Genomic DNA, 21,132 nt, shown 5'->3' on the forward strand with positions numbered 1-21,132 from the left:
AGAAAATGTCAGTAGTAGATTTGTCAAAACAGGTTGCATTAGGTATCGATATCGGTGGAACCAATACGAAGTTTGGTCTCGTGAATCACAGAGGAGAAATTTTAACCAAAGGTTCATTACCAACAGACCAATACAGCACACCTGAAGCATTTGTTGATGCACTTTATCAGCAGATACAGCCTATGATCGATAAGTATTCTGAAGGAGGAATTGAAGGTATCGGTGTAGGAGCACCTAACGCAAATTACTACAGAGGAACGATTGAGCTGGCTCCCAACCTTCCATGGAAAGGGGTGATCAACTTTGCTGACTTAATGAAAGCAAAATTTGAAAGTCCTTGCAAAATGACGAATGATGCAAATGCCGCTGCTTTGGGCGAAATGATGTACGGTGCAGCAAGAGGCATGAAAGATTTCATCATGATTACCTTAGGAACTGGTGTTGGAAGCGGAATTGTTTCCGGAGGTCATTTAATTTACGGGCATGATGGTTTTGCCGGAGAATTGGGTCATACCATTGTAAAACCAGGTGGAAGAAAACATTGGAGCACAGGCTCAGAAGGAAGCCTTGAAGCTTATGCTTCTGCGACAGGAATTGCCATTACGGCAAAAAAAATGAGAGCTGAATTTCCGGATTCTATGCTTAATCAGTTTCCTGAAGATGCCATTAATTCTAAAACCGTTCATGAATGTGCCTTAAAAGAAGATCCTGTAGCGATTGAAGTATTCCGATATACCGGTCAGAAATTAGGGGAGGCATTGGCAAACTTTGTGATGTTCTCGTCTCCTGAAGCTATTTTATTATTCGGAGGAGTAATCAAAGCCGGAGATTTTATTTTGAAACCTGCAAAACTTCACATGGAAAGAAATCTTCTTCCTATTTTCAGAAATAAAGTACGATTGGTTTTCAGCGAACTGGATGAAGCGGATGCAGCAATTCTTGGCGCAAGTGCTTTGGTTTGGGAAAAATAATCGAACGTTTTTACTAAAATATTGAGCATTCTTTTAATTTAAGGATGCTTTTTTATTTTGATTTTTCAAAACCATTTAGATTAATTTATTTCGTGATTATTTGTGAAATCTATTAGTGCAATTTGTGTTTAGATGTTTTATTTAAGACAAATTTGATGCATTTTTTCTTATTTTTGATAAGTTTTTTCATGACCTTCAATGGCTATAAAGGGAAAACTATTTAAACAAAAAATCAATTTAAAAAATGGATAAAAATAATGTACAGCAGATCACTTTTGGTGGCGGATGCTTTTGGTGTGTGGAAAGCTGTTTTAATATGTTGAAAGGGGTAGAATCCGCCATTTCAGGTTATTCCGGAGGTCATAAAGATAATCCTACATATGAAGAAGTGTGCACCGGAGAAACGGGTCATGCAGAAGTTGTACAAATTACTTATGATTCTTCAATTATTTCATATGAACAACTGATGGATGTATTTTTCTTTCTACACGATCCTACCCAATTAAACAGACAGGGAAATGACATTGGAACCCAATATCGCTCTGTAATTTATTATAAAGATCAAGCGGAAAAAGCAAAAGCGGAAGAAGCTATTCAAAAATCTAAAGAATCCGGCAGATGGAGCGGCGAATACGTAACGGAATTAACGCAGTTCGAAAAATTCTGGCCGGCTGAACAATATCATCAAGGTTATTATAACGAAAATCCCACGCAGCCGTATTGCAGTGCTGTTGTAGGACCAAAAATTCAAAAGTTTAAAAAACATTTCGGAGAATTAGGAATGCTGGAAACAGATTCACAGTAAAAATAGAAGCGGAGATTTTTCTTCGCTTTTTTTATTCCTCTTCTGCAACTCCGCCATATTTTTCGATGATATATTCGGTAGCTTTTCTTAATTCTCTTCCGTTATTCGGATCAGTACCATCATCCGTAAAGAACTCTACTTCCCCATTATATTTTGAATACCAAACCTTTCCGAAAGCATTTTCAGCCGTTAAGGTATCTTTTCTTTCAATTCTTTTAAAGTAAGTAAACTTTTCGTAGTCAAAAGGAACTCTTTCACTATAGACTGGGTTTTTATCATCACAATCTGCAGGCTTGTATTCACTTTTATCCCAATACATACATTTCGGTCCAGGTTGTAAAATTCCCGCAAAACCCTGAGCTTGTGTATTCGGTTTCTTTGAAAAAGCAATACTCCCGGTCGTAAGACTTACCAAAAGAGCAATTTCCATAAATCCCATTCCGTTTTTCTTCATGAATTCGGGCATTTTGAATGTTGGATTAACGGTAATACTAACTTGAGGGGTTTGTTCAGATAATATATCACTAAAGCCTAATTTAAAAGTTGTTGAACCATCTCCACCTTCAATATTTATTTTACTACAAAAATCCTCAAAATCCTTGTAACCAATATATTTACTTAAATAAAGTAATGTGATATCATCTATATTATAGTCTTCTCCGTCTTGTATTAAGCTTTTATAATACCTCGTAAACGATCTCTCGTCTCTAGAAAAATCATACCTCTCATCAAAAAGGCTACTTAAATAGTTTGAGAGGGAATTTATACTTGCTCGTGGAAGCTCCTTTTTTGCAGTTTCAAAGACCGTTTCCACTAAAAGTTTCTTCTTACTGTACATTATAATTTAGGTTATTAGTTATTGTTGTCCAAGTTAGACAAAATCCTGTCAACTAAATTACGGTTTTCCATAAAAATCAAGCATTTACAATCCATTTTCCTGTCTATCGGCTGTCCGTAGATTCGGTTATTTCTAACAGATATTTGTAAAAGAAATCAGAAACAAAAAAACAATTACTAAAAACTGATTTCTAAAATCACCTGATAAAGCGGAAGAAAACTCCGGGTTGGGAAGCAGATGTTTCTCTTCCGTTTTTGATGGTTCACTTCCCAAAAAATTTAGAAGCGCTTCAATTTTTTTAATCGTGTAACACTGCTTGCGATCTGTTTCGCAGGGAAGAACACGAATGCTTTAACAATAAATTTTTTGAACAATGATCCAATTACTATTAATGCTACTAGGTTTAGCATTCGGAAATAATAATGCAAATACAACAAATTGTGATAATAACGGAAATACTGTAACAACCCAAAATGGAAGCGGAACAGGCTTTGATCCGGGAACGGGAACAGGAGAAGATGGCGAACCTGTAACAGGAAATTCAGGACAACTACCTCCACCTCCAAGACCATAAGTTAAATTAGTAACAAAGTAAAGCAAGGGCAGATTTGATATTCTGTCCTTTTTTGTTATTTTGCATTAAACTAATTATCATGAAATCCTTTTTTGCTGCAATCCTTATTATTATATTTTTTATCTCTTGTAATAAAAACAAAACAATTTCTGAAGCCGGAGAACTCAATTATCAAAAAGCTAAAAAATTCAGAGAATTAAATAAAACTGACTCTGCTTTTTATTATTATAATATTGCTAAAAATTATTACATAAAAAACAGAGATTCTTTAGAAACAGGAAAGTCTTTAGTTAATATGGCATTATTACAGACGAAAAGTGGAGATTATTTAGGAGGAATAGAGTCATCGTTAGAAGCAAATAAATATCTTAGAAAGGTAAAAGACAGCACAACGAGAAGTACATTAGCTACTAACTATAACAATATTGCAATATCTTTCAATTTTTTGAAAAATCCCGAGAAATCCTTTGAATTTTATTCTAAAACTTTAGAATATGTCGACAATGATGAATCAAGATATTTATGTTACAATAATATTGCAGATGTATTAATAACGCAGAAAAAATTTAGATTGGCAGAAAAATTTTTGCAGAAAGCCATTTTAAGTAAAAATAGTATCAATCAGGCAAAGGCTTTAAATAATCTTGCAAAAGCAAAATATCTTGATAATAAAACATATAATCCCCTTCCTCAATTACATGAGAGCTTAAAAATTCGAATTCATAAAAATGATCTGGAAGGTTTAAACTCAAGCTATGAAACATTTTCTGAATATTTTAACAAAAAAAATAGGGACAGTGCTTTATTTTATGCTAAGAAAATGTTGGAAATAGCTGATAGAATTAAAATTCCAAATGATCAGTTAATTGCTTTAAAGAAGATTATTGAATTAGAGCCACAAAACTATTTATCTAATTTTCGGAGATATACATCTATTAATAGTGACCTTCAAATAAATAGGAACAAAGCAAGAAATCAATTTGCACTTATAAGATTTGATGTAGAAAAACTTAAAGCAGACAATGCCGAAAAAGATTTTGAAGGTTTACAGAAAAATGTTGGGATAGCGGCATTAGTATTAACATTAATCGGCGGGGTATTCTATTACAAAAAAAGAAAAAAAAGATTGCAACAGGAAAAACAACTCGAAGTAAAAAATACCGAACTCAAATACTCCAAAAAAGTTCACGATGTTGTAGCCAACGGACTTTATCATCTGATGATCGATATTGATAACAATCCTGACATCAATAAAGTGAAAATATTAAATGATATGGAAAAAATGTATGAAGAATCAAGAGACATTTCTCATGATAAATCAACCGAGATTGATTTCCATGAGCGATTCGGCAAAATGATTAATTCCTATTCAACAGCTGAGCAAAAAGTTATCCTTACAAAATATGCAGAAAACATATGGGAAAATATCCCTCAAAATACACAGTCTGAACTGTTTTATGTGGTAAGAGAATTTTTGGTAAATATGAAAAAGCACAGTGAAGCCAAAATGGTTGTTTTAAAATTTGAAAAAGATGACAACATCCTTTATATCACTTATACCGATAACGGAAAAGGAATTAAAAATTTAGCTACTCAAAGAGGTTCCGGGATACGGAATACGGAAAACCGTATTGATACAATCGGAGGAGACATTATTTTTGAAGAAAATCCTAACGGAGGTCTAATTATTAAAATAACTATTCCAATACATTCAAAATATGTTTAAAAAAATTCTTATTGCCGAAGATCATGAGGTGAGAAATCTGGGTGTTGTAAACGCGCTTACAGAACTTCAGATCGATCATTTTGACTTTGTGAGTTACTGTGACGATGCTTTAAAAAGAATAAAAACCGCAGAAGCAGAAAAGGAACCTTACGATTTGCTCATTACAGATCTGTCCTTTGACAAGGATCATTTCCAACAAAATTTAAAGTCGGGTCAGGAGTTGATTCGAGAGGTGAAAAACATTGATCCCAAGCTTAAGATCATCGCTTTCTCAATAGAAAACAAGCCGAAAGTCATCGATGACCTTTTTAAAATTTTATCCATTGACGGTTTTGTAAGTAAAGGGAGACATGATGGAAAAGAGTTGAGAAATACCATAAAAAAAATTTTTAAGGGTGAAAAAGTCATTCCACAGGAAATTTTAAACTCCATCAGAAATGCTCCGCTTGAAATTACCGAAAACGACGAATTACTATTAACTCTACTGGCAAAAGGTTTTACGCAAAGCGAAATTGAAGATCATTTTAAACAGAATAATATCACTCCCAACAGCAAAAGTTCCATCGAAAAAAGGCTGAATGAGCTTCGCGAAATTTTTAATGCCAAAAATAACATTGAGCTGGTCGTTATCTGCAAAGATCTCGGAATTATCTAAATTCTATACTCCTATTAATTACACAACCTTTCAAAATTTTGAAAGGTTTTTTGTTTTTACGGTTTTCCGTAATGATTGCATGTCAAAGGGTTATATTTTTGGAGAGTTAAACAAAATTAATCATGGGAAAATTTATTATTACCAAAAGAAAAAATAATGAATATCAGTTCAACCTGAAAGCAGGTAATGGACAAGTAATTCTTACAAGCCAAGGTTACGCCACAAAGTCAGGATGTAAAAACGGAATTGAATCTGTTAAGACAAATTCGCCTTTTGATAGTCGTTATGAAAGGATGACATCATCAAATAGTCAATATTATTTCAATTTAAAAGCTGGTAATGGCGAAATTATCGGAACAAGCGAAATGTACACAACCTCTACGGCAAGAGATAACGGGATTGAATCTGTAAAAAGCAATGCTCCTGAAGCAGAAATAATTGACGAAACCATATAAAATTTAGAAACTATGGATTTAAAGATTAAACTGGAGCAACTCCACCAAAAAGTGGTAGGCTTAAAAGATCAGATCGGGACAGAAGAAGCTACAAAGAATGCTTTTGTTATGCCTTTTATTCAGATTTTGGGATATGATATTTTTAACCCTACTGAAGTAATCCCGGAACACATTTGTGACATCGGTACAAAGAAAGGTGAAAAAATAGATTATGTTATCCGAAAAGATGATGAGCCTATTCTTATTATCGAATGTAAACACTGGAAAGAAAGTGCAGATGCTCATAATTCTCAGCTTCATCGATATTATCATGTTTCTAAATCAAGATTTGGCGTACTTACCAACGGAATCGTATATAATTTTTATACTGATTTGGAAAAGCCCAATATTATGGATGAAAAGCCATTCTTCACCATCAATATTGAGGACATTAAAGATAGCTCCATAAAAATTCTCGAAAGCTTTACAAAAAAAGGATACAATCTCGAAAGTATTTTAGATTCTGCCGAAGCTCTGAAATACATTAAAGCCATCAGAAAAGAATTTGAAAAAGAAATAGAAAATCCTTCTGATGAGATTGTTCGCCTTTTGGTAGGGCGTTTTTTTGAAAAGCCTTTAACAGCCAACAGAATGATTGCTTTTAAAGAATATACGAAGAAAGCTTTAACAACTTCAATAAACGAGTCTATCAGTTTTAGATTAAAATCTGCTCTCAGCATCAATGAACAGATTGAAAAGCAGGAAGAAAAAATAACAAACTCCGCTTCCATAGACGAGAATAATGATTCTAAAATTGTAACTACTGAAGAAGAGCTGGAAGGTTATCAAATTGTAAAGGCGATTCTGAGAGAAAAAGTTCCTTCTTCAAGAATTGCTTATAGAGACACCCTATCCTATTTTGGGATTTTACTGGATGACAACAACAGAAAGCCTCTTTGCAGACTGCATTTTAATACAGCCAATAAATATCTTGAAACTTTCCACAACGGAAAAGATGCAGGAGAAAAGGTGTTATTAAATGATCTGGATGAGATTTATAATTACAAAAAGGAACTTCTTAAAACATTAGAAAACTATTCTTAAAATTATTAGCCATGAAAAATTTTTTACTTATTATTAAAATTTTACGATGGATTTTCGGTGTTCTTTTTCTTTTTATTTCATTAGGACTATTAATAGAACAGAGTTTTACAGCATCAATAGTAATGATTGTATTAACAACATTTTTAATTCCGTTAACAGGTGATTTTATTTTTCAGAAAATAATAAAAATCGATTTTGATGGAACCAATAAAATTTTGCAAACAATTAACTATTCCGATCTCGATAATATTCTGCCAATCTATCAGCAAAATATACAAAATCACAAAAAAACAATCAGCGATAAGCAAAAAATAAAACTTGGAAGAAAAATATACTATAATACTCTATGTACATCAATTTCAGATTTTATTCTCAATGATAATGAAATATCTAAACTGAATGATATTAAAATATATTTCAATTTATCGGATCAACAGATCTTTCTTGAAAAAAATAGAATTTCAGAAAGAACTGTTAAGGGTTTGATTGATAAGTGTTATGCTGACCAAACATTAACCGATTCTGAAAATCAACAAATTACATACATCTCAACTTTTCTTCAATTCCCATTAGACCAAACTGAAATAATCAAAAATAAAATTGCTTTTTCAATATTTAATAAAATTCTTGAAGAAAAAATATCTGACAATCGTCTTTCTCCTGTTAAGGAAACTGAACTTAAACAGATAACAAGAAATCTGAAAATTGATAATCAAAATATTAAAAATTTCATTTCCGAGCGAAAGATTAAAAACTTACAACATGCCAAATTATTATGGAATTTAGATCATGGTATTTTTCCTGTTGTATATAATCCTCCTATAAATTTAAGCAAAGGCGAGCAATGTTACTTAAACATTCATGCTAATTTAGTTGAGAACAAGATCGTTCACAGGGGTTACTCCACTACAAGTACCGGTGTTTCTTTTAGAGTTATGAAAGGGGTAAATGCAAGAGTTGGTGGCGGAAGATCTCGCCCAATAAAGGAAAACGTAACACAGATACATCCAGGGACTCTATTTCTTACAAATTTAAGGATTGTCTTTAATGCTGGAGGAAAAAGTTTTCAGATTCCTTTTTTAAAATTGATCTCTCATGATATACGTGGAGGAAGTATAGAATTTATTGTTCAAAACAAAAGCTATTTCTTGCGATTAAACCTTAACGAAGCAGAAATAATGTCACTTGGATTATTAAGTTCTATCAGGCAATACAGAGATTCCTATGATTCATTAAAAATACAAGCGATGAACGAAAAATCTATGAATGAAGTATTCATATAAATAATTAAACATTAAAACCATGAAAAAACTACTATTTACAATCCTTTTAGGATTAGGCCTATTATTACCTGCAAACTTTTTGGCAAAAGAAAATTCAGCAGCAGCTAAAACAGAACTTTCAACAACAAAGCCTAAAAAGAAAAGTAAAAAAAGTAAAAAGAAAAGATCTACTACTGCATCCAGAAACAAAGGATGTACTTATAACGGTCATACTTTATACATTGGAAAAAGAGGTGGTTGTTATTATATGGCTGGAAACAGCAGAGAATATGTAGACAGATCGTACTGTTCAAGCTGTAATTAAATTTCATAAGCCCGACTAAAAACTATACCATGAAATACCTCATCATTATCGCTGCATTATGCTGTTTCATCGGCATTGTCGATTTACCGATTGGCTATTATACATTTCTTCGGATTATCGTTTCATTCATGTCATTAATAATTATTGTGAATGAATTTAAAACCAGAAGATTTTGGTTCATCACTTTTGTTTTGGTTTTCATTCTTTTCAATCCGATTTTCCCGATTTATTTTTATTTGAAACCTTATTGGATTTTCATTGATTGTTTGGTCGGGCTTTTACTACTCTATTATTTCTACAGCTTAATTCAGAAAAACAAAAAACAAAAAGAACCGGAAACAATTGATGTACAGCCCGAAAAAACAAAACGAACACGAGACAGAATAATTAAATAAAAACTATGGAAACAATACAAATATCAGAAAATCTTAAAGCTCATTTTTTAAGATTGTATCAAATGGCAATTTGTGACGACGATTTTAGTCCGCTCGAATTGAAAATGTTGTACAAATCTGCAGAAGAAAGGGGAATTTCAGCAAAAAATTTAGATGAAATTCTTTTAAATCCCATCAATTCCAAATCTTTAATTCCTGAAAGCATTGAAGAAAAAGTAGAATATCTCTATGATCTTACGGTAATGATATGGGCAGACGGAATCGTCACTCCAAATGAATATTCAGCATTAGAAAAATATGTTGCCATGTTCGGATTTTTGGAGGAAAACGTGAAAGAAATTGTCGATTATTTCATCGAAGCCGTAAAGCAGGGAAAAACAAAAAAGGATATTCTTAATGACCTAAATAATTAAACATATGAATGCCGTAACTTCCAATATTAAAAATTTATTCAGATTAAAACCCGTTCCGAATGATGAAAGTCAACCTCAGCTTCCAAAAAATGAAGTTTTGAACGGAGAATCGAATGAAGAAAACAGAAAGCGTACCTATCACGAATCCGGCTATCGGGACAGCTCAAGAAACAGCGGAAACCATACTGCGCTTTCTATTTGCCTCGATGCCATTTATTCTAAATTCCAGAACGAAGAAAAAGAGCTTGTTGATAAGCAAAATAAACTGAAAGAACCTTATTTAAACGAACAGAAGAATAAGGAAACAGAAATCAAAGGTTTAACTGTTTCTTTAGATAACAAAGAAGATCAGCTCAATATTATCGGTGAAGATATTAAATCAGTACAGGACAAAATCGAAAATCTGAAATTTGAAATTAATGATCTGCCAAGAAATCCAGAAGCCTATAATGTAAAGGCAACAAAAGGAGCTTCAACGAAATTCTGGATCGGATTGTTTCTTCTCCTGCCGATCAGCTTATACCTTTTTACCTTCTATATTTCTACTTCCTATTCGGCTTTCTTCAAAAGTTTTGATGCGAACGGAAATATTATCCAAAGTGTTTTAGATGCACAAGCGTTCAATAAAGCATGGAGCGAAGGACCATTAGAAGGAGCTTTCGTTACATTAATTCCTTTTGTGTTTTTAGGTTTGGGATATTTGATTCATATGTTTGGAGAGAACAAGAATTTTGTCAATTATGCTAAAGTTGCCTTACTTTTCATCATCACCTTTGTTTTTGACGCCATTTTAGCTTACGAAATAGAATCTAAACTTTATGAATTAAACAAAACTTTCAACTCACCTCCTTTCGATCTTTCTGTTGCATTTACAAAAAATCAGTTTTGGGGAATTATTTTCGCCGGATTTATTGTCTATATTATTTGGGGGCTTGTATTTGATTTTGTGATGAAAGAACATAAAGAAAAAGATAAAATTAAAAACGAACAGGTGAGAAGACAGAAGGACATTCTTGTTCATCAGGAAAGAATTCTGGATTTCGAAAAGCAAAAAGAAGAAGTAAGAAACGCTATCGGAAGCATAAAAGAACTTATTGCCAAAGCAAAAGGAAGAATCGAAGAACTTCAGAATATTATTGACGGAGTGATTATTCCGACTAAAGATTACAAACTTTACGCTTCAGAATATATGCAGGGTTGGATTACGTTCATCAGTGAAAAACTCGCCGTTTCACATTCTGTAAAGCAGGATATGATCGAAGAGTGCAAGAAACAATACAATTACAACCTGAATAAAGTGGGAGCCAATTCCGATAGTCAGAACTCTGTTTATATGTCTGTTTTATAAAATCTTATTATGAAAAAAATATTTTATCTATTGCTAATTTTCACATTCTTTATACAGTGTGGAAACCCGGAAAAACCCAAAGCAGAAAATTCTGTTCCTACTAATAATTCAGCAAAAAACCTGAACATAAGTATTCTGATCGATCTTTCAGACCGAATTGATCCTGAGAAAAATCCGAATCCCACCATGGAATATTTTCAAAGAGATACAGAATATATCAAAGCCATTGAAAAAGGGTTTTTAGATCATATTAAAAGTAAAAAGGTTATTCAGCTGAACGATCAGATGCAGGTTTTCTTTAACCCCGAACCATCAGATCCCAAAATGAACGAACTTACCAAAGAACTAAAAGTTTCGTTTGACAAGAATACGACAAAAGAAAACATCAGTCTGATTGAGAAAAAATACTCAGATTTGCCTTTACAGATTTATCAGTCTGCTATAAAAGATAAAAAATATGTGGGTTCTGATATTTGGGAGTTTTTTAAAAATAAAGTGAAAGACTATTGTATAAAAGATGATCATAGAAATGTACTTTTTATTTTAACCGACGGATATATTTATCATAAGGATTCTAAATTTTCAGAAGGTCAAAAAACATCTTACCTCACTCCTGAACTCGTAAAGTCACTAAAATTGAGCTCATCAGATTTTAAAGCTAAAATTCAGGATAAAAATTTAGGTTTTGTGAAAGCTAATGACGATCTCGAGAATCTTGAAGTCATCGTTTTAGGCATAAACCCGGCAAAAGGAAATCCATTTGAAGCCGACGTTATCAAAGAATACTGGGAAAACTGGTTTAAAGAAATGAAAATTAAAAGTTATCAGATCAAATCTGCAGATCTTCCTTCTAATATCGAACCTATTATTCTGAAAGCCATTTCAAATAAAAACTAAAAACACTCCACATATAACGAAAGGGCGAATCTTGTATTCGTCTTTTTTGCTTTTGGGATACACATCTTCTGTTTCCGATCTTTTTCCTATTTTTGTGAAGTTCACTACGTTTTATGAAAAAAATTGTTCTGATTGAGGATGAAACCAGCGTTGTTTCTTTTATTAAAAAAGGACTGCAGGAAAAAGGATATGAAATTTCTGTTGCTTTCGACGGACGTACCGGGGTAAATTTGGTACAGGAAAATGATTTCGATCTCGTTATCCTGGATATTATGCTGCCTGAAATGAACGGACTTGATGTCTGCAAAGAAATTCGCAAAACCAACAAAAGTGTTCCCATTTTGTTTTTAACGGCCTTGGGAACTTCAGAAAATATTGTTCTGGGTCTTGAAAATGGCGGCGACGATTATCTCGTAAAACCTTTCAAATTTATCGAACTGGTTGCAAGAATAAAATCTCTTTTAAGAAGAAGCAATCCGATCACAGCTCCCGAAACCAATGAAAATGAAGAAGATAATGAGTATGTTTTTAAATTTTCAGATTTAATGGTGAACGATTATACCAAAAAGGTAATTCGTGCAGGAGAAGAAGTTTCGTTGACCTCCACCGAATACAAGCTTCTGATGTATTTCCTTAACAATCCCGAAAAAGTAATTTCCCGAGCAGAAATTCTGGATGCAGTCTGGGGCGTGAATTACGAGCTGGGAACCAATGTGGTGGATGTTTATGTAAATTATTTAAGAAAAAAAATAGATAATCAGGAAGATAACAAACTCATTCATACTGTAATTGGAATGGGCTATGTTTTAAAAAAACCTTAGAAAATGTTCAATAGAGTTATTACCAATCAGACCAAAACGATGGTGCTTCTGATGGTTGTTTTCACAACCGTTATCCTGATTTTTGGGGCATCGGTCTATTTTTCTATTGTAAATTTTTCGCATCAGCGTTTTTATGAATTGCTGAAAATCCGTACAACAACGATTGTACAGATCGAAAAAGGTAAAGAGCACCTCGATCTTCCAGAAAATTACATCCTCAACAGCAGAAATGATGAGGAGCTTCCGATGGAAAGAGATTATGTTTTTGCGGTTCCGGAAGACTCCAATTTCAAAAAAATTTCGCACGAAGTTCATATCCCCGATTCTTTTTTTAAAAATATTATCAGAACCGGTGAAGCCAACTACAACGATTCTGAGTTTTATTATATCGGGCAATCTTTTAAATATCAAAACAAAGATTACATTGCGATTGCTTCGGCAAAAAACCATTATGTTGTTCATTATCTCGGATTTTTAAAGAGAACTCTGATTACCTGTATGATCCTCTCGATCTTCTTCAGTATGATTTTCTCTTTTTATTTGTCTAAAACTTTGTTTAAACCGATTCTGAAAATTACAGGAAAAGTAAAGGAAATCAGTTCTGAAAACCTCCATTTAAGACTTGAACCTCAAGCGGATAATAAAGAACTGAACGAACTGGTGGAAACCTTCAACACCATGTTGACAAGAATCGAAACCTCTTTCGAAACCCAGAATCATTTGATCGGAAATGTTTCTCATGAGCTCCGCACTCCGCTTACATCGATTATGGGAGAAGCCGATGTTGCCCTTTCGATCAACCGGACTGCAGAAGAATATAAAGAAACACTCGAGATTATTCTTGATGAAGCCGAAAAGCTCGATAAAAAAATAAAAGCACTTCTTCTCATTGCACAAACAGGTTTTGACGGAAAAATCACGAAAATTGATAAAGTAAGAGTCGACCAGCTTTTATGGGATGTGATTGAAACTCTAAGAAGAATCGATTCAAGAAACAATATCTATCTCGACATCAGTATGCTTCCCGATAATCCGAAAAAACTGAAAGTTCAGGGAAATGAGCAGCTTCTTCACTTGGCGGTTGCGAATATCATCAACAACGGCTGCAAATATTCTAATCATCAACAGGTAAAAGTTTCGATCGGAGCAACAGATACTGATCTTTACATCATCATAAAAGACAACGGAATCGGTATCCCGGAATCTGAAATGAATAAAATCTACGACCCGTTTTTCCGTGCTTCCAATACCCGAAATTATGAAGGTTATGGCATAGGTCTTCCTCTGGCAAGAAATATTGTAAGAATGCACAACGGCGAACTTCTGGTGAGTTCTCATGAAAATCAGGGAACGACGGTGCAGATGAGATTTCCTACTATCTACGGTACAATTTTGCAGGAAGAAAGTCCTTCATAGATTCATTAAGAAGCAATTCTAATCTCATTTTAATCTCTTTAATGACATTTTAATTCCGTTCCAAAGATCTTCTAATCTTACCGATATAGTTTTGTAGTATCAAAAGATGTTACACAACTAAATCTAAAGATATGATCAAAACCATTTTAATAGCAACAGATTATTCTCTTGAGTCTCTGAACATTTTAAAAAGAGTTTTAAAAGAGAAAAACGCAGAAGAAAATGACACGCAGTACAGAATCTTACTTGTATCGGGCTATGACATGGGAGATTCTATCAGAGATCTTCTTTTTACGACGAAATCTACCATATTCAACAAGATCAGAACCAAAGAATTCTGTGACGCGTACGGAATTATCGTTAACAAATATCCGCATTTGGTAGACAAAATTGTCTGCGACATTTTCTCGGGAAGTTTCCAGAGAGCTTTCAATAATTATGTAAAAGCCGAAGACATCACAGAAGCTTATTATTCTACCTCTCTTAAAGATAAAAATTCCAAAGGCAGATTCGATCTTGCACCATTCATCAAAAAAAGCAAAGATCTTGAATCGTACGAAGTGGTATTGGGAACACCGAAGTTTATGCCCGAAAAAGGCAGACTTGCTGAAGTATTCGTGGAAGTTTAATTAAAATTCAAGATAAACTTTTTAAAATTCAAAAAAATGTTAAGAAATTATAGTAACAGCAGAACGTTGGGAGACAACATAAGACTGGGGACGCTGACTGCTTTTACCGCAGGAACTATAAATATAGCATCTCTATTAATATTTCTCTCTTTTACATCAAACGTAACGGGACATTACGCTGTTTTTGCAGCAGAAATCAGTAAAGGAAACTGGGGACAGGTTGCTGTTGTAGGCGCATGGATCTTCCTTTTCTTCTTCGGAAGTTTTACTGCCAACTTTTTCGTGATCAATTTCAACCGGAAAAGCAAGTATTTTGCACACGCCATGCCATTGGTTTTAGAAATTTTATGTTTGTTGGCCGTTGGTTTTTACGGACATCATTATTATCAGAAAACCTTGGAAGAAGCTGAAGTTCTTGTAGGATTAATGTTATTTGCAACAGGTTTGCAGAATGGTTTAACGGCAAGTATCTCCAATTTCTTGGTGAAAACCACGCACCTTACCGGAACAACAACCGACTTAGGAATTCTGGCATCGATGTTCACGCACAAAAAATACAGAAAAAACCCTGAATTGATGGCAAGAGGTAAACTTCTGTTGAGTATTATGTTTGCATATGTTTTGGGAGCTGTATTTTCAGGATTAACTTATTATTATCTGGAATTCAGTGTATTTTATGTAATCAGCGTTTGCTTGGTAGTGGTGATCGGATATGATTTTTACAAAATTCACCTGAGACATTTTTATACCAACTACAGGTACACCAAGATCTATCAGAAACCTAATGTTTTGTCTGTAATCTATGATAAAATCCATGGAAGCGCAGAAGTGGCGGGCAAACAAAAGAAACCGGAAAAATCTAAACTCGTTTTAGAAGAAAAAATGATGTAACATCATTCATGAATTTTGGACAGCACAAATTTGTATATACTTAGTTTGGGGCTCCTGGTTGTTATACAATTAGGGGCTTTTTATTAATGGGATTGTGCAAAAGTTAGGGATAACTTAATTTTAAATCATTGTTTTACTGTTTTAAATCTTATTTGCTTTGCCTATTTTTGTAAGTTCATTACTCATTTTATGTCAGATATTATTCAGCTTTTACCCGATCATGTAGCCAACCAAATCGCAGCAGGTGAAGTGGTGCAGCGACCTGCATCCATTGTAAAAGAACTTTTGGAGAACTCCATCGATGCGGGAGCTACGAAGATAGAGCTGATTATACGGGATGCAGGAAAAAACCTGATTCAGGTCGCTGATGACGGAAAAGGAATGTCTGAAACCGATGCAAGAATGGCTTTTGAAAGACATGCCACTTCAAAAATCAGAGGAACTGAAGATATATTTAAAATTGCCACAAAAGGCTTCCGGGGTGAAGCTTTGGCTTCTATCGCCGCTGTTTCTCAGGTTGAATTAAAGACAAAACTTAAAGACGCCGCTTTAGGAACCAATATTTATATAGAAGGCGGAGTTTTCCAGTTTCAGGAGCCGGTACAAACTTCTGAAGGATCAAATTTTTTAGTAAAAAATCTTTTCTACAACGTTCCGGCAAGAAGGAAGTTTCTGAAAAACAACAATATAGAATTCCGTCATGTGATCGATGAGTTTCAGCGTGTTGCTTTGGCGCATGAAAATCTTGAATTTTCTCTTTTCCATGATGACGATCCTGTTTTCAAACTGAGAAAAGGAACTCAGATGCAGAGAATTGTAGATATTTTCGGCAGAAAACTTCATCCGCAGTTGATTCCTATTAAAGAAGATATTCTTTGGTGTAAACTTCACGGTTTTGTTGCAAAGCCGGAAGGTGCGAAAAAAACACGAGGCGAACAGTTTCTTTTCGTCAACGGAAGATTTTTTAAAAGTCCGTATTTTAACAAAGCTGTTCAGGAAGCATTTGAAGGATTGCTTTTACCCGGATATATTCCGACATTTTTTCTTTTTCTTGAATTAGATCCTGAAAAAATCGATGTGAATATCCATCCGCAAAAAACGGAAGTGAAATTTGAAGATGAACATCTTATTTTCGCTTTGCTTCGTTCAACCATTAAACGTTCTTTGGGAATTTATAATGTCGCACCAAGTCTGGATTTTGAGAGAGATCCTCAGCTTGACGAAATCATGCAGAAAAGTTTCCCAAGCAAAAGCAATACGGCAAGCATAAAAATGCCCGAAATTATTGTAGACCGTGATTACAATCCTTTTCTGGAAGAAAGGCAGACTACTTCTAAAGCAGAGATTCAGAATTTAGCAGAAATGTATCATCAGAATATTTCTGCGGAACCTTCAAAAATTAATCTTTTTGAAGATGAAGATTTTGATGAAGATTTAATGCGTCTTCCCAACGGGTACTGGTTGTTCAACAAAGGTGATGCAACGCTTATGCTCGATTTGGGCAGAATGCACCGTCTGTTGGTTTCGGAGAATAACAATAAACAGAAGAAAAGCACAAACAGCCAGTCTCTTTTATTTTCTCTGGAATATCACATGAATGAGATTGAGAAATCGAAATATAAGTCTATCAAAAAATACCTTCCTGAATTAGGATTTGAAATGACTGTGGCTCACGAAAATGTTTTGAGAATTGATGCCGTTCCGGAAGGCTTAAAAGAATCTCAGGTTATGAAATTTCTGGAAAATCTTTTTGAAATTTTAGAATATAAAACCGAAGAAGAGTTTTTACATTTCTACCAAAACCAATGGAACAAAATGCAGTCGAAATCCCGTTTTGATTTCATTTACAAAGCTGATGCAGAACAATTGATTAAAGACTTCACTGCATTAGGTTTCCCCGAATTTTTACCTAACGGAAAAAGATGTTTTTATGAAGTTCCGTTTAATGATTTTAAAAATAAATTTTAAGTAGATGTTTAATAATATACCGCCGCTTACCCGAAATCTGATTATTATAAATGTTATTGTATTTATTGTTGTAAATATTCTTAATAATAATCAGGTTGATGCTTATTTAGCAGGATTCTATCCGTTTTCACCATTTTTCCATTCGTGGCAGATCATTACTCATATGTTTATGCATGGAAGCATTATGCATATTTTATTTAATATGTTAACTTTATTCAGCTTTGGCCCGATACTAGAGCAGAGCTTGGGTGATAAAAAATATTTAATTCTTTACTTTTTGAGCGGACTTGGTGCTTTCTTCTTATTTAATGTATGGAACTTTATTGAAGTTGAGCAGATAAAGTCGAGTTTGGAAGGCTTTGGATTTGATGTTAATGGTTATTTAGCAGGAGATTCAGTTCAATTCAAAGGGAATTCAGAAGCTGTACTTGCTCAACAAGGGTTAGTTGAAAGTTTAAAAAATATAATTGCCGTGCCAATGGTTGGTGCATCTGGTGCTATATTTGGTGTTATTGCAGCTTTTGCAACACTTTATCCCGAAGCAAAAATCGGAATTATGTTTATTCCTGTTCCTGTAAAAGTAAAATATGTATTGCCTGTAGTTATTATCGTTTCTATAGGATTGGGTGTTACAGGAAATGTTGGCGGAATCGCACATTTAGCTCACGTCGGTGGAGCAATTGTCGGGTTTATTTTAGCCAAAATCTGGAAAAAACATTTATATAGATTTAATTAATTTATCGTGAAAATTTTCCGGATCATCGTTTTTATATTGCATTTAGCACTGCTGTTTATGCTAACAGGAGTTTTGCTGAACGCCTATATTCCACCAAAAATTTTTCCTTGGTTTAATTTATTGTCTTTAGGCTTTCCGCTTTTGGCGATCGGGTACGTTTTGCTTACATTTTTCTGGATTTTCAGTTGGAAAAAAAGAGCATTTATTTTTATGTTTTTGGGATTGTTTTTTCTAAATCCCGTAAAAAGATGGATCAATTATTCTTCAGAAAGCAAAGAAACTGCAAATCTAAAAATTGTTACCTTTAATATAAAAGGAGGCAAGCTGGGACTTGACAAAATTGAAAAATACATTAACCGTCAAAATGCAGATATTGTTTTTCTCCAAGAATCCGGATCTGATTTTAACCTGAATAATCTTAAAGGGGAATATTCGCTTCCTGTAATTGCTTTTTACTCCAAATATAAAGTTATCAATCGCAAAAACCTTTTTGAAAATCTTCAAGATACCGATATAACTGCACAATGTGAACAAATAGATTTGGAAATCAAAGGAAAAATCTACCGTGTTTTCAATGTACATTTAGAATCTTTCGGATTTGTAAAAAGCATGGTAAAGCTTAACGGAAATGGTGATGAAGACGAGAAAAAGGTAAAAGATTTAGTTAAAAGATTAATTCCCACTTTTAAAGCACATCAGGAACAAGTCAGAATTATCCGAGAAAACATTGACAATTCTCCTTATCCGGTAATTGTTGCGGGCGATTTCAATGCAGTTCCCAATTCTTACGAATATTATGAAACTTCAAAAGGGTTAAAAGATGCTTTCTATGAGGTTGGAAAAGGCAGCGGAACAACTTTTCATGATTATAAATATCCTTTGCGAATCGATTATATTTTTACTTCAGAATCTATCAAACCAGTAAGCTACACTGTTGATCGTTCCGAAAAACTTTCGGATCATTTTCCGGTGATCGCAACTTTTAAAATCGATTAAAAGCTTATTTCTATGTATTTAAAACAGTGATTGGCAGAATTTTTGTTGCCAAAATGCATATTTGAGTTCTTATGAAGCGGTTGCATATTTTTCTGTTCTTACATTTGGGTGTTTTATTACTTTTAATCTGCACGTTCGCCAATGCATGGATCGCACCGACCTATTTCAGCAAACTCAATCTGCTTTCTCTCGGTTTCCCGTATCTGATTTTGCTTCATCTTTTATTTACACTCATCTGGGTAATTAAGAAGAAAAAAATAGCCCTTGTTTTTGTTCTCTCCACCTTCATTTTTTACAATCCGATCAGAAGATGGATCAATTTTTCGCCGCAAGATGAAAGCATTAATCAATCCAAAACGGATATAAAAGTTTTAACGTATAATGTAAAATACGGAAGTTCAGGCTGGGATAATGTAAAAAATTACATCAGGCAGCAGAATGCCGACATCATTCTTGTTCAGGAAAAAGACACCAATCAGGCATTACGATCTGATCTGGTAAAATATCCGTCAGTCATTTTAAAAACAAAGCATAAAATCGTAAGACAGTGTGATTTAATCAACGACAGGTCAAAGGGAAATTCTTTCTATGCCGATATAGATATTAATGGTAGAATTGTAAGGGTAATCAATGTTTATCTTGAACCTTTCAGGCTTAATAAAAATATGCTCGGAATGGAAGACGAAAATTCCGATAAAAAAGAGAATAATAAAATTAAAACAATCTTTTCTAAACTTATTCCTACATTCAGAACTCATGAAGAGCAGGTAAGAAAAATCAGAAAAGTGGTCGACAATTCGCCATATCCGGTTATTCTTGCGGGTGATTTCAATTCGGTTCCGAATTCATGGGAGTATTATAATTTAGGCAAAAACTTAGATGATGCTTTTGTAAAAGCAGGAAATGGGAGCTCTACAAGTTTTCACGACTTCAAATTTCCATTGAGAATAGATTATATATTCAGTTCAAAAAATATCATTCCTAAAAGCTATAAAGTAGATTACTCGGTAAAATTATCTGATCACTATCCTGTAATTGCTGAATTTCTTTTAAATTAGTCGCATGAAAAATCTGTTTTTTGTCGGTATTGTTTTATCCGTTGTAATTATTTCGTGCTCAAAAAGAGAAGCTGCTCCTGAAAATAATATTCAGGAACTGAAGGCACATTATGATACCACGGCAATAGATTCTTTTTCACCGGGAGCAACTTCAGTAGATATTGCGAGGCAGATAAGAATGTCTTCCCAAAAATATCAGGATTCTTTGAAAGAGGCCTTAAAATTGCAGGAAGAAGAAAAACGGATTAAAGAAGAATTAGAAAAAGAAAACAAAAAGAAAGCTGACGCTGAGAAAAAAGAAAAAGAAGCACAAAATCAGTCAGCTGAAACCAGAGAGTAACAATTTCAACTTAAAAAAATATACAAAATGAAAAAACAAATCTTAGCTGCGATCTCAGTATCTGCGCTTTTCGTAGCATGTACAAAATCCACTACAAAAACAGAACAGGTAGAAAATCCTGACGGTTCGGTAACAACAACCACTACTACAGAAACCACAACAGGTTTAGGAATGGATACAGCCAAGGTTGACCAGGCCAAAAACGATATTAAAACCAAAGTAGATAATGCCGGAAACAAGATTGAATCAACTGCTGAAAAAGCTAAAGCAGATATTCATGAGGTTGGTAAAGACATCAAGGAAGGAGCACAGGATGTGAGTAAAGATGTTAAAAATACCGCAGCAACCGGAGCTCAAAAAGTAGAAGATGCTGCAAAAAAGCTGAAAGAAGATTTAAAGAAATAATAAAAAAGAGGCTGTCTCAAAAGAGAGACAGCCTTTTTAATGCAAAAAAGGAAAGCCTGAGCTTTCCTAATAGTTGCAAATTTTGTAATTTGCTTTGTGTTAACTAATTCAAAAGTAGTCTTTAA

At 33.8% G+C, this 21,132-nt stretch carries 24 protein-coding genes; 23 read left to right on the top strand and 1 reads right to left on the bottom strand.

Features of this window, described 5'->3' with window-relative positions; genetic code table 11:
• Positions 1 to 5 precede the first annotated feature (5 nt).
• Positions 6 to 971, top strand: a complete 966-nt coding sequence (locus tag BA768_RS03830; protein ID WP_034677574.1) for an ROK family protein — start codon at positions 6 to 8, stop codon at positions 969 to 971.
• Positions 972 to 1,215: 244 nt separating this feature from the next.
• The gene (msrA, locus tag BA768_RS03835) at positions 1,216 to 1,776 is read left to right on the top strand and encodes a peptide-methionine (S)-S-oxide reductase MsrA (RefSeq protein WP_065719766.1); all 561 of its coding nucleotides are present in this window, start codon (positions 1,216 to 1,218) and stop codon (positions 1,774 to 1,776) included.
• Between the two features lie 31 nt (positions 1,777 to 1,807).
• Here the strand turns inward: msrA and BA768_RS21030 are convergent, their stop codons facing one another.
• Positions 1,808 to 2,614: a hypothetical protein gene (locus BA768_RS21030; RefSeq protein ID WP_123947060.1), complete on the bottom strand. Its 807-nt coding sequence runs from the start codon at positions 2,612 to 2,614 to the stop codon at positions 1,808 to 1,810.
• 373 nt (positions 2,615 to 2,987) lie between these two features.
• On the opposite strand from BA768_RS21030, the gene BA768_RS03845 reads away from it, so the two are divergent.
• The 21 genes from BA768_RS03845 to BA768_RS03945 all read left to right on the top strand — a co-directional run bounded on the left by BA768_RS03845 (position 2,988) and on the right by BA768_RS03945 (position 21,007).
• On the top strand, positions 2,988 to 3,188 hold the full coding sequence (locus tag BA768_RS03845) for a hypothetical protein (protein ID WP_123947061.1): 201 nt from the start codon (positions 2,988 to 2,990) through the stop codon (positions 3,186 to 3,188).
• A gap of 79 nt (positions 3,189 to 3,267) precedes the next feature.
• Positions 3,268 to 4,914 carry an ATP-binding protein gene (locus BA768_RS03850; RefSeq protein WP_065719768.1) on the top strand — a complete coding sequence of 549 codons (1,647 nt, stop codon included), beginning with the start codon at positions 3,268 to 3,270 and terminating at the stop codon, positions 4,912 to 4,914.
• A complete protein-coding gene (locus tag BA768_RS03855; protein WP_034677569.1) occupies positions 4,907 to 5,569 on the top strand; it encodes a DNA-binding response regulator in 663 nt (220 codons plus the stop codon). Before BA768_RS03850 ends, BA768_RS03855 begins: the two co-directional genes overlap by 8 nt.
• Before the next feature lie 122 nt (positions 5,570 to 5,691).
• Positions 5,692 to 6,024: a YegP family protein gene (locus BA768_RS03860; protein ID WP_065719769.1), complete on the top strand. Its 333-nt coding sequence runs from the start codon at positions 5,692 to 5,694 to the stop codon at positions 6,022 to 6,024.
• Positions 6,025 to 6,036: 12 nt separating this feature from the next.
• Positions 6,037 to 7,107 (top strand): type I restriction endonuclease, encoded by a 1,071-nt coding sequence (locus BA768_RS03865; RefSeq protein WP_065719770.1) that lies wholly within the window; start codon positions 6,037 to 6,039, stop codon positions 7,105 to 7,107.
• 11 nt (positions 7,108 to 7,118) lie between these two features.
• Positions 7,119 to 8,390, top strand: coding sequence for a hypothetical protein (locus tag BA768_RS03870; protein ID WP_034677566.1), 1,272 nt, complete (start codon positions 7,119 to 7,121; stop codon positions 8,388 to 8,390).
• A gap of 19 nt (positions 8,391 to 8,409) precedes the next feature.
• Entirely contained in the window at positions 8,410 to 8,694 is a 285-nt protein-coding gene (locus BA768_RS03875) for a hypothetical protein (protein WP_065719771.1), read from the top strand.
• Positions 8,695 to 8,723: 29 nt separating this feature from the next.
• The gene (locus BA768_RS03880) at positions 8,724 to 9,089 is read left to right on the top strand and encodes a DUF6804 family protein (RefSeq protein ID WP_065719772.1); all 366 of its coding nucleotides are present in this window, start codon (positions 8,724 to 8,726) and stop codon (positions 9,087 to 9,089) included.
• A gap of 5 nt (positions 9,090 to 9,094) precedes the next feature.
• Positions 9,095 to 9,502, top strand: coding sequence for a hypothetical protein (locus BA768_RS03885; RefSeq protein WP_065719773.1), 408 nt, complete (start codon positions 9,095 to 9,097; stop codon positions 9,500 to 9,502).
• Positions 9,503 to 9,506: 4 nt separating this feature from the next.
• Complete coding sequence (locus BA768_RS03890; RefSeq protein WP_065719774.1) at positions 9,507 to 10,850, top strand: beta-carotene 15,15'-monooxygenase; 1,344 nt, start codon at positions 9,507 to 9,509, stop codon at positions 10,848 to 10,850.
• A 9-nt stretch (positions 10,851 to 10,859) separates the two neighbouring features.
• Positions 10,860 to 11,747, top strand: coding sequence for a hypothetical protein (locus tag BA768_RS03895; RefSeq protein WP_065719775.1), 888 nt, complete (start codon positions 10,860 to 10,862; stop codon positions 11,745 to 11,747).
• Between the two features lie 113 nt (positions 11,748 to 11,860).
• The gene (locus BA768_RS03900) at positions 11,861 to 12,568 is read left to right on the top strand and encodes a response regulator transcription factor (protein ID WP_034677559.1); all 708 of its coding nucleotides are present in this window, start codon (positions 11,861 to 11,863) and stop codon (positions 12,566 to 12,568) included.
• A gap of 3 nt (positions 12,569 to 12,571) precedes the next feature.
• Positions 12,572 to 13,984: a sensor histidine kinase gene (locus BA768_RS03905; protein WP_065719776.1), complete on the top strand. Its 1,413-nt coding sequence runs from the start codon at positions 12,572 to 12,574 to the stop codon at positions 13,982 to 13,984.
• Between the two features lie 131 nt (positions 13,985 to 14,115).
• Positions 14,116 to 14,613 carry a hypothetical protein gene (locus tag BA768_RS03910; protein WP_065719777.1) on the top strand — a complete coding sequence of 166 codons (498 nt, stop codon included), beginning with the start codon at positions 14,116 to 14,118 and terminating at the stop codon, positions 14,611 to 14,613.
• A 36-nt stretch (positions 14,614 to 14,649) separates the two neighbouring features.
• Complete coding sequence (locus BA768_RS03915; RefSeq protein ID WP_034677556.1) at positions 14,650 to 15,504, top strand: YoaK family protein; 855 nt, start codon at positions 14,650 to 14,652, stop codon at positions 15,502 to 15,504.
• A 189-nt stretch (positions 15,505 to 15,693) separates the two neighbouring features.
• Entirely contained in the window at positions 15,694 to 17,472 is a 1,779-nt protein-coding gene (mutL, locus tag BA768_RS03920; RefSeq protein WP_034677555.1) for a DNA mismatch repair endonuclease MutL, read from the top strand.
• A gap of 4 nt (positions 17,473 to 17,476) precedes the next feature.
• Positions 17,477 to 18,208 carry a rhomboid family intramembrane serine protease gene (locus tag BA768_RS03925; RefSeq protein WP_034677554.1) on the top strand — a complete coding sequence of 244 codons (732 nt, stop codon included), beginning with the start codon at positions 17,477 to 17,479 and terminating at the stop codon, positions 18,206 to 18,208.
• Positions 18,209 to 18,265: 57 nt separating this feature from the next.
• A complete protein-coding gene (locus BA768_RS03930; RefSeq protein ID WP_228388281.1) occupies positions 18,266 to 19,204 on the top strand; it encodes an endonuclease/exonuclease/phosphatase family protein in 939 nt (312 codons plus the stop codon).
• A gap of 71 nt (positions 19,205 to 19,275) precedes the next feature.
• On the top strand, positions 19,276 to 20,262 hold the full coding sequence (locus BA768_RS03935) for an endonuclease/exonuclease/phosphatase family protein (RefSeq protein WP_065719779.1): 987 nt from the start codon (positions 19,276 to 19,278) through the stop codon (positions 20,260 to 20,262).
• Positions 20,263 to 20,266: 4 nt separating this feature from the next.
• Complete coding sequence (locus BA768_RS03940; RefSeq protein ID WP_065719780.1) at positions 20,267 to 20,602, top strand: hypothetical protein; 336 nt, start codon at positions 20,267 to 20,269, stop codon at positions 20,600 to 20,602.
• Positions 20,603 to 20,629: 27 nt separating this feature from the next.
• Positions 20,630 to 21,007 carry a hypothetical protein gene (locus tag BA768_RS03945; RefSeq protein ID WP_065719781.1) on the top strand — a complete coding sequence of 126 codons (378 nt, stop codon included), beginning with the start codon at positions 20,630 to 20,632 and terminating at the stop codon, positions 21,005 to 21,007.
• Positions 21,008 to 21,132: the final 125 nt, after the last annotated feature.

Origin of the sequence: Chryseobacterium sp. CBo1, assembly GCF_001693475.1 — a bacterium.
Classification (GTDB): domain Bacteria; phylum Bacteroidota; class Bacteroidia; order Flavobacteriales; family Weeksellaceae; genus Chryseobacterium; species Chryseobacterium formosense.

Excerpts from the sequence above, each read along its gene's own strand:
- BA768_RS03915 (WP_034677556.1), top strand. The coding sequence starts at position 14,650 with ATGTTAAGAAATTATAGTAACAGCAGAACGTTGGGAGACAACATAAGA.
- BA768_RS03875 (WP_065719771.1), top strand. The coding sequence starts at position 8,410 with ATGAAAAAACTACTATTTACAATCCTTTTAGGATTAGGCCTATTATTA.
- msrA (WP_065719766.1), top strand. The coding sequence starts at position 1,216 with ATGGATAAAAATAATGTACAGCAGATCACTTTTGGTGGCGGATGCTTT.
- BA768_RS03855 (WP_034677569.1), top strand. The coding sequence starts at position 4,907 with ATGTTTAAAAAAATTCTTATTGCCGAAGATCATGAGGTGAGAAATCTG.
- BA768_RS03850 (WP_065719768.1), top strand. The coding sequence starts at position 3,268 with ATGAAATCCTTTTTTGCTGCAATCCTTATTATTATATTTTTTATCTCT.
- BA768_RS03870 (WP_034677566.1), top strand. The coding sequence starts at position 7,119 with ATGAAAAATTTTTTACTTATTATTAAAATTTTACGATGGATTTTCGGT.
- BA768_RS03900 (WP_034677559.1), top strand. The coding sequence starts at position 11,861 with ATGAAAAAAATTGTTCTGATTGAGGATGAAACCAGCGTTGTTTCTTTT.
- BA768_RS03845 (WP_123947061.1), top strand. The coding sequence starts at position 2,988 with ATGATCCAATTACTATTAATGCTACTAGGTTTAGCATTCGGAAATAAT.
- BA768_RS03860 (WP_065719769.1), top strand. The coding sequence starts at position 5,692 with ATGGGAAAATTTATTATTACCAAAAGAAAAAATAATGAATATCAGTTC.
- BA768_RS03925 (WP_034677554.1), top strand. The coding sequence starts at position 17,477 with ATGTTTAATAATATACCGCCGCTTACCCGAAATCTGATTATTATAAAT.
- BA768_RS03935 (WP_065719779.1), top strand. The coding sequence starts at position 19,276 with ATGAAGCGGTTGCATATTTTTCTGTTCTTACATTTGGGTGTTTTATTA.
- BA768_RS03895 (WP_065719775.1), top strand. The coding sequence starts at position 10,860 with ATGAAAAAAATATTTTATCTATTGCTAATTTTCACATTCTTTATACAG.
- BA768_RS03890 (WP_065719774.1), top strand. The coding sequence starts at position 9,507 with ATGAATGCCGTAACTTCCAATATTAAAAATTTATTCAGATTAAAACCC.
- BA768_RS03880 (WP_065719772.1), top strand. The coding sequence starts at position 8,724 with ATGAAATACCTCATCATTATCGCTGCATTATGCTGTTTCATCGGCATT.
- BA768_RS03910 (WP_065719777.1), top strand. The coding sequence starts at position 14,116 with ATGATCAAAACCATTTTAATAGCAACAGATTATTCTCTTGAGTCTCTG.
- BA768_RS03885 (WP_065719773.1), top strand. The coding sequence starts at position 9,095 with ATGGAAACAATACAAATATCAGAAAATCTTAAAGCTCATTTTTTAAGA.
- BA768_RS21030 (WP_123947060.1), bottom strand. The coding sequence starts at position 2,614 with ATGTACAGTAAGAAGAAACTTTTAGTGGAAACGGTCTTTGAAACTGCA.
- BA768_RS03930 (WP_228388281.1), top strand. The coding sequence starts at position 18,266 with ATGCTAACAGGAGTTTTGCTGAACGCCTATATTCCACCAAAAATTTTT.
- BA768_RS03945 (WP_065719781.1), top strand. The coding sequence starts at position 20,630 with ATGAAAAAACAAATCTTAGCTGCGATCTCAGTATCTGCGCTTTTCGTA.
- mutL (WP_034677555.1), top strand. The coding sequence starts at position 15,694 with ATGTCAGATATTATTCAGCTTTTACCCGATCATGTAGCCAACCAAATC.
- BA768_RS03940 (WP_065719780.1), top strand. The coding sequence starts at position 20,267 with ATGAAAAATCTGTTTTTTGTCGGTATTGTTTTATCCGTTGTAATTATT.
- BA768_RS03905 (WP_065719776.1), top strand. The coding sequence starts at position 12,572 with ATGTTCAATAGAGTTATTACCAATCAGACCAAAACGATGGTGCTTCTG.
- BA768_RS03865 (WP_065719770.1), top strand. The coding sequence starts at position 6,037 with ATGGATTTAAAGATTAAACTGGAGCAACTCCACCAAAAAGTGGTAGGC.
- BA768_RS03830 (WP_034677574.1), top strand. The coding sequence starts at position 6 with ATGTCAGTAGTAGATTTGTCAAAACAGGTTGCATTAGGTATCGATATC.